The sequence below is a fragment of the Streptomyces sp. NBC_01485 genome, from assembly GCF_036227125.1.
Classification (GTDB): domain Bacteria; phylum Actinomycetota; class Actinomycetes; order Streptomycetales; family Streptomycetaceae; genus Streptomyces.
Genome location: NZ_CP109435.1, coordinates 5,560,893 through 5,572,857, shown reverse-complemented (window position 1 = coordinate 5,572,857; position 11,965 = coordinate 5,560,893). Strand labels below are relative to the sequence as shown.

The window sequence follows — 11,965 nt, the reverse complement described above, 5'->3', positions numbered from 1 at the left end:
CCCCTTCACCCCTTCACACAGATGAACTGCTTCAGCTTCGCCACCACCTCGACCAGGTCTCGCTGCTGATCCATCACCTGGTCGATGTTCTTGTAGGCACCCGGAATCTCGTCGAGCACGCCGGAGTCCTTGCGGCACTCCACACCCCGCGTCTGCTCCTCCAGATCCCGCACCGTGAAATGCCGCTTCGCCGCGTTCCGGCTCATGCGCCGACCCGCCCCGTGCGAAGCCGAGTTGAAAGCCTTCTCGTTGCCGAGGCCCTTCACGATGTACGAGCTGGTGCCCATCGAACCGGGAATGATCCCGTACTCACCGGAACCGGCGCGAATCGCACCCTTGCGCGTGACCAGAAGGTCCATGCCTTCATACCGCTCCTCCGCCACATAGTTATGGTGGCAAGAGATCTCGGACTCGAAGGTCGGCTTGGCCTTCTTGAACTCCTTGCGGACGACGTCCTTCAGCAGCGCCATCATGATCGCGCGGTTGTACTTGGCATACTCCTGAGCCCAGTACAGATCGTTCCGGTACGCGGCCATCTGCGGGGTGTCCGACACGAAGACGGCCAGGTCGCGGTCGACCAGCCCCTGGTTGTGCGGGAGCTTCTGAGCAACACCGATGTGATGCTCGGCCAGTTCCTTGCCGATGTTCCGGGAACCGGAGTGCAGCATGAGCCAGACCGCATTTGACTGATCGAGACAGACTTCGATCATGTGGTTTCCGCTTCCAAGCGTCCCCATCTGCTTTTCTGCACGCCCATGACGGAACTTCACCGCCTCCGCAACCCCCTCGAACCGCCCCCAGAAGTCGTCCCACCCCGCGGTGGCCAACCCATGGAACCGCCCCGGCTCAACGGCACTGTCATGCATCCCCCGCCCCACCGGAATAGCCTGCTCCACCTTCGACCGAAGCCGAGACAGGTCCCCGGGCAGGTCGTTCGCCGTCAACGACGTCTTGACCGCCGACATCCCGCACCCGATGTCGACCCCCACCGCCGCAGGACACACAGCCCCCTGCATCGCGATGACCGAGCCGACCGTCGCGCCCTTCCCGTAGTGGACGTCCGGCATGACCGCGAGGCCCTTGATCCACGGCAGGGTCGCGACGTTGCGGAGTTGCTGCAGCGCCCCCTCCTCGACCGACGCGGGGTCGGCCCACATACGGATGGGTACCTTCGCGCCCGGCATCTCCACGTACGACATAACATCCTCATTCCCCTGGAATCCATACAAAAGTCATAGGTCGCAAAACCAGGGCCAAGGTCAATGAAAACGGACGGCGGACCGGCATCCACGGTGTTGCGTGCGATACACATTGTCTGCCGGGGCCACCCTCGCCCGGCAAGCGATTAACCAGCGAGGACACGGGGAGACCGGGACACCCGTCCCCCGAGAGCCACCACGCATCACCATCGAGAGGAGCCGACCGTGCAGCGGAAGGCGTACGTACCCGGCGTCGTCGTGCTCCTCGCGGCGCTGCTGGCCGCCTGCACCGGCGGCTCGGACGAGGGCGGCTCGACGGACAACTCCAACCCGGGCGAGCCCGGCACCTCCACCGCAGCCGCGCAGCCCGGCAAGTACGCCACGCTCCCGGAGGCCTGCGGCGTGGTCAGCCGCTCCACCCTGGACTCCCTCCTCCCCGGCATCAAGCAGCTCGCCGACGAGGCCCGGCGCACGGCCGCCTACGCGGGCCAGGCGACGCTGACGTACGACACGGACCGCAAGGTGGGCTGCCGTTGGAAGGTGGAGTCGGCTGACGCCACCGACCACCTCTACGTCGATTTCGAGCGGGTCGTCTCCTACGACAACGCCGTCAGCGACGACACCCAGGCGGAGACCCTCTTCGCGAACAAGGTGACGGCGGCCGACCTCCCGGCGCCCGTCGCGCCCAGCACGTCGACGGCCGGCCCGACCAGCCCGAGCCCGTCTTCTTCAGCCTCCGCCTCGGCATCCCCGTCGCCGTCCCTCTCCACCTCGACCTCAGCATCTCCCTCCTCCACCTCCACCGTCCCCGCCGCCGACATCCAGCCCCGTCTCCTGGACGACCTCGGCGACGACGCGTTCATCGACGACGCGCTCAGCAGCTCCGGTTCGACCGCCAAGCAGCGCACGGTGACTGTGGCGTTCCGCACGTCGAACGTCATCGTGACGATCGAATACGACGAGCAGCCGGCGACCGTGGGCGTGGTCCCGGACAGCGAGGAAATGCAGGACAAGGCCCGGAAACTGGCGGCGCAGCTCGCCGACTCCCTGGCCGGCTGAGGCCACTTCGGCGCCGCTCGCGTCGTCCTCGTAAAGCCCTTGAAGCGGAACCGCACGGCTTCTTCACCGCGTACCGTGGCCCCTCGGACCCGATCCGACCGCAGGAACCACGAGCGTCATGAGTGAAGGAACCATGCAGCGACGAGCCCAGCGAGACGGCCAGTTTGACCAGTGTGAGCAGCGTGACGGGCGCGTGAAGCGTGCCGGAGGGCTGAACCGCCTCCTGGCCGCGGCGGTGGCCGTCCCGGTGATGCTGATCGCCGCGGGCTGCTCCTCGGACTCCGGCTCCGACTCGGGGAACGACGCGCAGGACACCAGTGCCTCCACCGGTTCCGGCGACGACTCGGCGGCGAGCGCCGCGCCGACCGTGCAGGCGGCGGCGTACAAGACGCTGCCCGAGGCGTGCGCGGTGCTGTCGAAGAAGACGCTGACGGAGCTGGTGCCGAAGGGGACGTCCTCCGGCAAGGAGGGGACGTCCAGCGACACGGCCGCCCGGGCGAACTGTTCCTGGTCGAGTCTGGCCAACAATGGTGTGAAGGGCTCGCAGTTCCGCTGGCTGAACGTGTCCCTGTTGCGTTTCGACTCGGACCCGACGACCGGCGACGGTGAGTCGCAGGCGCAGACGTACTACGCGAAGCAGGTCAAGGACGCGCAGGCGGTGGCGGGCGCGAAGAACGTGAAGGCGACGCCGGCCGCCGGGACGGGCGACGAGGCGACGCTCGTGCGGTACGACCTGAAGAAGTCGGAAGGCGCTTTCAAGCAGCAGACGATCGTGGCGCGGGTGGAGAACGTCGTCGTCACGCTCGACTACAACGGTGCCGGTCTGGCGGGCGACAAGACGCCGAGCGCGGACACCCTGACGAAGTCGGCGGAGAAGGCGGCGAAGGAGGCCGTGGCCTCGGTGCAGTCGGCCAACGGCGAGGGCGGCGGCGGGAGTTCGGGTACGTCGTCCTCGGCCCCGAGCGCCCCGGCCACCTCTGCCCCCTCGAAGTCCGCCTCCTCGTCGGCCTCCTCCTCGGCCTCCCCGACTGCGAAGGCGACCCCGTCCGCCACCGCGTCGGCGACGGCGTCCAAGGCCGCCGCGGCGGCTCCGAAGGCGTCCGCCGGGCCGAAGAGCTGACGGTCCGGCAACGCGTTTGCCGTACACATGTGCCACCCTGTTGCGCGCAGGAACACGCAACGGGAGGGGAGTACGGGTGTCCGAGCGAATAGAGCTGACCCGGACGCACCGCGTTCTCATCGGCGTGGTCGTGACCGGCGCCGTGATCATCGCCGGCATCGGCTTCGCCGGTTCGTACGCGGCCGTCCGTGAGCTGGCTCTCGAGAAGGGTTTCGGGAACTTCTCCTACGTGTTCCCGATCGGCATCGACGCGGGCATCTGCGTCCTGCTGGCCCTGGATCTGCTGCTGACGTGGATCCGCATCCCCTTCCCGCTGCTGCGTCAGACGGCGTGGCTGCTGACGGCGGCGACGATCGCGTTCAACGGCGCGGCGGCCTGGCCGGACCCGCTGGGCACGGGCATGCACGCGGTGATCCCGATCCTGTTCGTCGTCGCGGTGGAGGCGGCGCGGCACGCCATCGGCCGGATCGCGGACATCACGGCCGACAAGCACATGGAGGGCGTGCGCATCACGCGCTGGCTGCTCTCCCCGCTGCCGACGTTCCTCCTCTGGCGTCGTATGAAGCTGTGGGAGCTGCGCTCCTACGACCAGGTGATCAAGTTGGAGCAGGAACGTCTCGTCTACCAGGCGAGGCTGCGTTCCCGCTTCGGCCGGGCGTGGCGTCGCAAGGCCCCGGTGGAGTCCCTGATGCCCCTGCGCCTGGCCCGCTACGGCGTCCCCCTGGCGGAAACGGCCCCGGCGGGCCTGGCAGCGGCAGGCATCGAACCGGCCCTCCTCCCCCCGATCCCGATCCCGGTACAGGCGCAGGCCCAGCCCCAGACGCAACCCCAGCCCCAGGTGTCTCAGCAGGAACTGCAGGAGCTGGCACCGGCCCCCGTGCAACAGCGGCAGCTACAGCAACAACCGCAGCAGCAGTCGCAGCAGCAACCACAGCCACAAGCGCAGCCGCCCGAGGACGACCAGAACCCGTGGCTCCAGGCGCGGGACCCCCGGGCCATCGCGTACCAGGGCGGCTACGACCCGACGTACGACCCCGCGTACGACCCGGCCGAGCAGTACGCCGACTGGTACGCGGGGGAGCAGCAGGCCGAGCAGTACGCGGACCAGTACCAGGAGGAGCCCCCCGCCCGGGAGCCCTCCCCGGAGGAGACGGGTTCCTTCCCCATCCCGGTGGGCCCGAACCGCAGCCGCGAGCTGGGCGAGGGCGGCGGCACGCCGGTCGTGGAGCCGGACGAGGAGTCGTACTACCAGGTCTTCAAGCAGTCGATAAGCAGCGGCGGCTACCCGACCCCGAGCCAGTTCAGCGACGACGTCGAGGCGACGTACGGCGCTCCCGTTCCTGATGCCGATGCGAAGCGGATGGTCATGCGCTTCCAGAACCGTCACGCGGCGGAACTGGAAGAGGACCACATCGCGTAACCGGCGCACAGCGAAAGCGAATGCGAAAGGGGGCCCTCCTCAGGAGGGCCCCCTTCTCACGCCGACTACTTACTCGGGTTACTCGCCGAGCAGGCCCCGTACCCGCTCCTGCCCCACCGCGAGCAGCAGCGTGGGCAGACGCGGGCCGGTGTCGCGGCCGACGAGCAGGTGGTAGAGGAGCGCGAAGAACGTCCGCTGGGCGGTCTTGATCTCGGGCGGGAGTTCCTTGGGCGTGGCGTCGGCCGGGAAGCCGGCCTGCACCTTGGGAACGCCGTAGACGAGGTGGGTGAGGCCGTCGAGCGACCAGTGGTCGGCGAGTCCGTCGCGCAGGAGCCGCAGGGACTGCTGGGAGGCCTCGTCGAGGGACTTCAGCAGTTCGGCGTCCGGCTCCTCACGCACGATGGTGCGCTGGTCGGCGGGGACGTGGGTGTTGATCCACGCCTCGGCCTTGTCGTAGCGCGGCCGGGCCTCGTCGAGCGAGCGGAGCGGGTTCTCGGGGTCGAGCTCGCCGAGGATGCGCAGCGCCTGCTCCTGCTCGCCGGCGGTGATGTCGGCGATGGAGGCCAGCGTCCGGTACGGCAGCGGCGTCGCCGTACGCGGCAGCTCGCCGCCGGCCGTGCCCACGGCACGCGCGTGTGCGGCGACGTCGGCCGGAAGCGCGGAGCGGTCGGCGACCTTGGCGTCGAGCTTGTCCCACTCGTCGTAGAGCCGCTGGATCTCCTGGTCGAAGGCGATCTTGAAGGACTGGTTGGGGCGGCGGCGGGCGTAGAGCCAGCGCAGGAGCTGCGGCTCCATGATCTTCAGCGCGTCGCCCGGGGTGGGCACCCCGCCCTTCGACGACGACATCTTGGCCATGCCGCTGATGCCGACGAAGGCGTACATCGGCCCGATGGGCTGCTTGCCGCCGAAGATCCCGACGATCTGCCCGCCGACCTGGAAGGAGGACCCCGGCGACGAGTGGTCGACACCGCTCGGCTCGAAGACGACGCCCTCGTACGCCCACCGCATCGGCCAGTCGACCTTCCAGACCAGCTTGCCGCGGTTGAACTCGTTCAGCCGGACGGTCTCGGCGAAGCCGCAGGCGGTGCAGGTGTAGGACAGCTCGGTGGTGTCGTCGTCGTAGGAGGTGACCGTGGTGAGGTCCTTCTCGCAGTTGCCGCAGTACGGCTTGTACGGGAAGTACCCCACGGACCCGGCCCCGGAGCTGCCGTCGTCCTCGGCGGCGGCCCCGGACCCCTCGGCGGCCTCGACCTCGGCCTCGTCGACAGGCTTCTGCTGCTTCTGCGGGTTCTGCTTGGCCGGGGCCTTCTTCGTCCGGTACTGGTCGAGGATCGCGTCGATGTCGGCGCGGTGCGCGATCGCGTGCAGCACCTGCTCCCGGTACACCCCGGAGGTGTACTGCGCGGTCTGGCTGATCCCGTCGAACTCGACGCCCAGCTCGGCCAGCGCCTCGACCATGGCGGCCTTGAAGTGCTCGGCCCAGTTCGGGTACGACGATCCGGGCGGGGCCGGGACGGAGGTCAGCGGCTTGCCGATGTGCTCGGCCCACGACTCGTCGACCCCGGCGAGACCGGCCGGCACCTTGCGGTAGCGGTCGTAGTCGTCCCAGGAGATCAGGTGCCGGACCTGGTGGCCGCGGCGGCGGATCTCGTCGGCGACGAGGTGCGGGGTCATGACCTCGCGCAGGTTGCCGAGGTGGATGGGCCCGGAGGGGGAGAGCCCGGACGCGACGACGATGGCCGGAGCGGTAGCGACTGATGTCACTGCGCCGGGGGCTCGGCGCTCCGACTCCTCGATGACCTCGTCCGCGAAACGGGAGACCCAGTCGGTGGTCTCGGTGCTCTGAGCCACGATCGGCACGTCCTCTTGTTCTCAGTCGTTCTGAAGGCTGCTGCTTGCTAAGGCCGCTGCTTGATGACGGGCCCATTCTCCCAGACCGCGACGCGCCCGGGAAAACGGCTTTACCCCCCATGGGATACTGACCGTGTCTATCCATCCCCACGAGGAGAACGGCACCCACTCCTATGGCCCCGGTCACGTCCCTCACCGCCTCGGTCCACCAGCGTCTCGCGACGGCCCTCTCGGCAGCCCTGCCGGAGGCCGGCCCCGCCGACCCGCTGCTGCGCCGAAGCGACCGGGCCGACTTCCAGGCCAACGGCATCCTCGCCCTCGCGAAGAAGGCGAAGGCGAACCCGCGCGATCTGGCGACGCAGGTCGTGTCGCACGTCGTGACCGGTGACGTGATCAAGGAGATCGAGGTCTCGGGCCCCGGCTTCCTGAACGTGACGATCACCGACCGGGCGATCACCGAGAACCTGGCCGCGCGGTACGCGGACGCGGACCGCGTCGGCGTGCCCCACTCCGCCCACCCCGGCACCACGGTCATCGACTACGCCCAGCCGAACGTGGCGAAGGAGATGCACGTCGGTCACCTGCGGTCGGCGGTCATCGGCGACGCGGTGGTGCGGATCCTGGAGTTCACGGGCGAGACGGTCGTGCGCCGCCACCACATCGGCGACTGGGGCACCCAGTTCGGCATGCTCATCCAGTACCTGGACGAGCATCCGCACGAGCTGGACCACAAGGCGTCCGAAGAGGTCAGCGGCGAGGAGGCGATGTCGAACCTCGACCGCCTCTACAAGACCGCGCGCAAACTGTTCGACGGGGACGAGGAGTTCAAGACGCGGGCGCGTCGCCGGGTGGTCGACCTCCAGGCCGGGGACCCGCACACGCTCGCGATCTGGCAGAAGTTCGTCGACGAGTCGAAGATCTACTTCTTCTCGGTCTTCGAGAAGCTGGACATGCGGATCCGGGACGAGGACATCGTCGGCGAGTCGGGTTACAACGACATGCTGGCGCAGACCTGCCGCCTCCTGGAGGAGTCGGGCGTCGCGGTGCGCTCCGAGGGCGCGCTCTGCGTGTTCTTCGAGGACGTCAAGGGCCCGGACGGCAACCCGGTCCCGCTGATCGTCCAGAAGTCGGACGGCGGCTACGGCTACGCGGCGACCGACCTGTCGGCGATCCGCGACCGCGTCTTCGCCCTCAAGGCGAACACGCTGCTGTACGTCGTGGACGCCCGTCAGTCGCTGCACTTCAAGATGGTCTTCGAGACGGCGCGCAGGGCGGGCTGGCTCAACGAGGACGTCAAGGCACACCAGTTGGCGTTCGGCACGGTCCTGGGCAAGGACGGCAAGCCGTTCAAGACCCGTGAGGGCGAGACGGTGAAGCTGGTCGACCTCCTCGACGAGGCGGTGGACCGGGCGACGGCCGTCGTCGGCGAGAAGCGCGACAAGGTGGGCCTGACGGACGAGGAGGTCGTCGAGAACGGCCGGTACGTGGGCATCGGCGCGGTGAAGTACGCCGACCTGTCGACGTCCGCGGTCCGCGACTACAAGTTCGACCTGGACCAGATGGTCTCGCTGAACGGCGACACGTCGGTCTACCTCCAGTACGCGTACGCCCGTATCCAGTCGATCCTGCGCAAGGCGGGCGAGGCCCGGCCGCTGGCCCACCCGGAGCTGGAACTGGCCCCGGCGGAGCGGGCGTTGGGCCTGCACCTGGACCAGTTCGGCGAGCTGCTGGCGGAGGTCGCCGCCGGGTACGAGCCGCACAAACTGGCGTCGTACCTGTACCAGTTGGCCTCGCACCTGACGACGTTCTACGACCAGTGCCACGTACTGTCCCCCGACAACGCGCCGGAGGTCGTCGAGAACCGCCTGTTCCTGGTCGACCTGACGGGCCGCACGCTCCACCTGGGCATGGCCCTGCTGGGCATCAGGACACCCGACAAACTCTGACAGCCCGCCGACACGACGGGACACGACGGCACCGTGGCCCTGTCCTCCTCCCCCGGGAGAGGACAGGGCCACGGCCGTTCACGCGGACGTCAGGCGGCGGCGGCGAACCGCTTGAACGCGGCCCGGGTGCCCGACCCGGCGTCGCCGTCGATCGCACCGGTGTAGCCGTAGCTGCTCTTCAGGAGGCGCTGGAGCGCCTTGATCGTGTTGGAGCCGGGGTCGCCGTCGATCGAGTCGGTGTAGCCGTAGTAGGTCTTGAGACAACGCTGGAACGCCTTCCAGCTGTTGGTGCCCAGCTGACCGTCGATGCCGTCGTTGTAGTTCCAGTACTGCGCGAGCCACCGCTGGACGTTCTTGGCCTCGGCGCTGGTCAGGCCGAAGTTCTGCGTCGCCAGCAGGGAGGCGGACTGACCGCTCACCGACGACTGCGTGGCCGGCGTGGACGCCGCGAAGCTGGTGCCCGCGGTCGCCAGGGATCCGGCGGCGAGTCCGGCGACGGCGGTGAGTCCGACGAGGGTCCTGACCAGGACGTTCGATCGCATGCGTGCCTCTTTCCGGTCGTGGGTCGGCACCTGGCCCGTTCGGCGAGCCGGTGACGACACCACGATGCGCGTCGCCCGGCCGGGGCCGCCACGGCTGCCGCGCAAGTGACGGCTTCTTGGGACGTCCCACCCGCTGACCTGCGCGGATGCCGCCGCCCGGGACGGTCCGGCGGGACGGCTGCGGCAGACCTTGTGCAGATGGTGTGATGGTCATGCAGAATGCGACGGAGCGGGGGGCCGCTGACCACGGTTCATGACCGCATCTGGGGGGAACATGGCGCGCCGCAAACCGCTGTCCGCCGAACTGAACCCGTCCGTAAAGCAGTTGGTGACGGAGCTGCGCCGGCTGACGGACCACAGCGAGCTGAGCATGCGCCAACTGGCGGCGAAGACGGGGTACAGCCAGAAGTCGTGGGAGCGGTATCTCGGCGGCAGATCGCTACCACCCCGGGAGGCCGTGGAGGCACTGGCCCGGATCGGCGGCGTCGACCCGGTCCGCCTGCTGGCGTTGCACGAGGTCGCCGCCGACACCTGGACCACCGGCCACACGGAGGCACCCGCACCCGCCCCGGAACCGGTCACACCGTCGGGGGAAGAGGGCGAGGCAGAGGAGTTCAGGCGTTTCTCGGAGCGTTCGCTGCGGATCACGCTCGTCGCGGGAGCGGTGGCCCTGGTTCTGGCCGCCTCCTCGGCGACCCTCCTGTTCGTCCGCCTCAACGGCCACGGCAGCGACCCGGCGACCGCACCCCCCGCCCCGCCCACCCCGTCGGCGTCCAAATCGACCCCCGCCTACACCTGCCGGATCGCGCGGACCGACGGCCTCTGGTACGCGGGCATCAGCCGCACCCGGAACGCCGAGATCGGGTACGGCAGCGCCGGCCCCGACGTGGCCGAGGCGCAGTGTCTGCTGCGCCGGGCGGGCATCTCACCGGGCGGCATCGACGGGATGTTCGGTCCGCTGACCCAGCGGGCGGTCAAGGCCCTGCAGAAGCGGTCCGGTCTGGACGTGGACGGCATGGTCGGCCCGCACACCTGGAAGGCGCTGCGCGGATGACGTCGCCCGCACCCTCCCCGGAGAGCACCAAACTGGCCGCCGTACTAAGGGAGTTGAAGGACCGCACGGGCCTGAGCCTGGCCGGGCTGGCAGCCCGGACCACCTTCAGCAAGTCGTCCTGGGAGCGCTACCTCAACGGCAGAACCCTGCCCCCGCGACAGGCGGTACAGGAACTGTGCCGCCTGGCCGACGAACCGGACGGCCGCTGCCTGGCCCTCCGGGAACTGGCGAAGTCGGAGTGGAGCGGACCACCGAGAGAAACACCCCCGCCGCCGATTCCGCCCCCCGGATCACCCGCACCGGCCGCCGGTCACCGGGCCAGGACAACCACCACGACCACGACCACAACCCCAACCACAACCACCACGGCGACCCCGACAGTCATGACGGCCACGGCGGTCCTGACATCCGTGTCCGCCGCACTGTTCGCGGCACTCCTGCTGACCCTTCTCCTCCTCCCCCACCAGGACGAGACGACGCAACCGTCGGCATCCGCAGCGGCGTCCCCCTCCCCCACCGGCCCCCACTGCCGGGACACCGCCTGCGAGGGCAAGGACCCCGCGGTCACGCGGTGCGGCGGCGATCCCGAGACCCTGGTCGAGTACCTCACCTCCACGGGGGCCTCGGCACAACTGCGGTACAGCAGGGTGTGCGGGACCACTTGGGTACGGATGTGGGGCACGCGGATCGGCGACGGCGTCGAACTGCGGGGCCGCGTCGCCCGGGTGAGAACCCGAGCCGATGCGGACACCTACGTCCACACCCCTATGACGGCGACGCGCCCGGGAACCGTCGTCCAGGGCTGCTTCCTGCCCGCGAACGGCGGCAAGAAGGAGTGCTTCAAGGGCAAGGTGGACTGACCGCTCTCCCGAGCCAATGTCAGACCCTCCCTTTAGAGTCACCGGTATGGCGACTCTTCCCAACCCGCTGCCCAGACTGGCGACCGACCCGAGCGGCCGTTCCCTCGGGCTGCAACTCCCGCCCGGGAGACTGATCGACGATGGGGGCACCTCCCACGCCTTTAGGGCAGTGGGGGAGGACGAGGGCCCGTGGCACGAGCCGTTGCTGTGGCATGCGCAGAAGACGGCTTCGCCCGGCACCTGGAAAGCCCTGGGCGCACAGGCCGCACGAACCGGCCTGCTCCCGGTGCTCGTGGACCTGGGCGGCTCCCAAGGCGGGCCCGCGGACTGGGAGTTGATGCCCGGCGAGATGTCGTACCCCGGGGACCACGACGCCGAAGAGGTCCTCGCCGAGTACTGGGAGGACAACGCGGAGGAGGAACTGGCCGAGGGAATCAGTGGAACGGAGGGCATCGAGCCGTTCGGTTCCGACTGGCCCGGCCTCGCTCCCGCCGCCTCCCCCACGGCCACCCCCGACGTCCGCGCCGCCCAGATCGCGGACTCGCTGACGGACGGCACCCGGACCTGGCTCAAGGAGCCGCACCTCGCCCTGGTCGCGGCACGCCGCTCCGCGGACATTCCGGCGGTGATCGGCTGGACCGGCCCCCTGAACTACGAGGAGGACGTGGCCCGTCTCTGCGCGGTGCTGCGTTCCTGGGAGGACCGCTTCGGCATACGGGTGGTGGCGCTCGGCTTCGACACCCTGGTCGTGTCGGTAGCGGCCCCGCCCGCCACCCTGGCCGAGGCCGAGGCGATCGCGGCGGAACACTTCGCGTTCTGCCCGGACAACATCCCCCAGAACGGCCCGAACGCCCTGCGCACCTACGCCGAGGAGCTGAAGGGCGAGCCCACCTGGTCCTTCTGGTGGGACTGAC

General features: G+C 69.4%; 10 protein-coding genes. 7 read left to right on the top strand and 3 right to left on the bottom strand.

The genetic code is table 11. The annotated features are described in order from the left end of the window. Positions 1-5: 5 nt before the first annotated feature. A complete protein-coding gene (locus tag OG352_RS25260) occupies positions 6-1,199 on the bottom strand; it encodes an RtcB family protein (RefSeq protein ID WP_329219980.1) in 1,194 nt (397 codons plus the stop codon). A 225-nt stretch (positions 1,200-1,424) separates the two neighbouring features. Here OG352_RS25260 and OG352_RS25255 point away from each other — a divergent pair, with 225 nt between their 5' ends. The 3 genes from OG352_RS25255 (at position 1,425) to OG352_RS25245 (ending at position 4,798) form a co-directional block, all read left to right on the top strand. Next, on the top strand, positions 1,425-2,258 hold the full coding sequence (locus OG352_RS25255; protein WP_329219979.1) for a DUF3558 domain-containing protein: 834 nt from the start codon (positions 1,425-1,427) through the stop codon (positions 2,256-2,258). A 118-nt stretch (positions 2,259-2,376) separates the two neighbouring features. Then, positions 2,377-3,378, top strand: coding sequence for a DUF3558 domain-containing protein (locus tag OG352_RS25250; RefSeq protein ID WP_329219978.1), 1,002 nt, complete (start codon positions 2,377-2,379; stop codon positions 3,376-3,378). A gap of 76 nt (positions 3,379-3,454) precedes the next feature. After that, positions 3,455-4,798 (top strand): DUF2637 domain-containing protein, encoded by a 1,344-nt coding sequence (locus OG352_RS25245; protein ID WP_329219977.1) that lies wholly within the window; start codon positions 3,455-3,457, stop codon positions 4,796-4,798. Between the two features lie 78 nt (positions 4,799-4,876). Here the strand turns inward: OG352_RS25245 and lysS are convergent, their stop codons facing one another. After that, positions 4,877-6,658 carry a lysine--tRNA ligase gene (gene lysS / locus OG352_RS25240; protein ID WP_329219976.1) on the bottom strand — a complete coding sequence of 594 codons (1,782 nt, stop codon included), beginning with the start codon at positions 6,656-6,658 and terminating at the stop codon, positions 4,877-4,879. A 164-nt stretch (positions 6,659-6,822) separates the two neighbouring features. Between lysS and argS the strand changes: the two genes are divergently transcribed. Beyond that, positions 6,823-8,595, top strand: coding sequence for an arginine--tRNA ligase (argS, locus tag OG352_RS25235; RefSeq protein ID WP_329219975.1), 1,773 nt, complete (start codon positions 6,823-6,825; stop codon positions 8,593-8,595). A gap of 89 nt (positions 8,596-8,684) precedes the next feature. On the opposite strand, the gene OG352_RS25230 is transcribed toward argS, so the two are convergent. Further along, positions 8,685-9,137 carry a peptidoglycan-binding domain-containing protein gene (locus tag OG352_RS25230; RefSeq protein ID WP_329219973.1) on the bottom strand — a complete coding sequence of 151 codons (453 nt, stop codon included), beginning with the start codon at positions 9,135-9,137 and terminating at the stop codon, positions 8,685-8,687. A gap of 274 nt (positions 9,138-9,411) precedes the next feature. Here OG352_RS25230 and OG352_RS25225 point away from each other — a divergent pair, with 274 nt between their 5' ends. The 3 genes from OG352_RS25225 to OG352_RS25215 are packed head-to-tail and all read left to right on the top strand — an operon-like array spanning position 9,412 to position 11,964. Beyond that, positions 9,412-10,191 (top strand): peptidoglycan-binding protein, encoded by a 780-nt coding sequence (locus OG352_RS25225; protein ID WP_443072507.1) that lies wholly within the window; start codon positions 9,412-9,414, stop codon positions 10,189-10,191. Beyond that, positions 10,188-11,051, top strand: a complete 864-nt coding sequence (locus OG352_RS25220; protein ID WP_329219971.1) for a helix-turn-helix domain-containing protein — start codon at positions 10,188-10,190, stop codon at positions 11,049-11,051. The genes OG352_RS25225 and OG352_RS25220 overlap by 4 nt, the downstream gene beginning before the upstream one ends. 46 nt (positions 11,052-11,097) lie before the next feature. After that, a complete protein-coding gene (locus OG352_RS25215) occupies positions 11,098-11,964 on the top strand; it encodes a DUF4253 domain-containing protein (RefSeq protein WP_329219970.1) in 867 nt (288 codons plus the stop codon). Position 11,965: the final 1 nt, after the last annotated feature.